This window comes from Streptomyces iakyrus, assembly GCF_000717055.1.
GTDB lineage: Bacteria > Actinomycetota > Actinomycetes > Streptomycetales > Streptomycetaceae > Streptomyces > Streptomyces iakyrus.
Genome location: NZ_JNXI01000148.1, coordinates 1 through 312, shown reverse-complemented (window position 1 = coordinate 312; position 312 = coordinate 1). Strand labels below are relative to the sequence as shown.

Sequence of the window (312 nt, the reverse complement as noted above, 5' to 3'; positions counted from 1 at the left end):
AAGCCTCAGCATTGTAGGTCATCGGAAAAATCACGGTCGAGCTAGTTCCCTGAGGTCCAGATTTCACGTCGATTGTTCCATGTAAGCGAGAGACAAGAGCTGCAACGATCCGCAGTCCTCGGCCAGGCACAGCGCCTGGATGAGCCACGCCATTGTCACTGATCCGGCATGCGATCATGTTACTCGTCGTGAACAGTTCCAGATCTATTTTACCCGTACCGCTCAGGAACGCGTGCCGCGCAGAATTCGTAATTAGCTCAAACACGATCATTCCCAATAGCCAGCAACGTTCGGAAGTGATCCACACGGGAC

Annotated in this window: 1 protein-coding gene; it reads right to left on the bottom strand. The window is 52.9% G+C overall.

From position 1 onward, the window contains the following. On the bottom strand, positions 1 to 271 hold a 271-nt coding region (locus tag OO68_RS47300), incomplete at its 3' end, for an ATP-binding protein (protein WP_209442700.1). Positions 272 to 312: the final 41 nt, after the last annotated feature.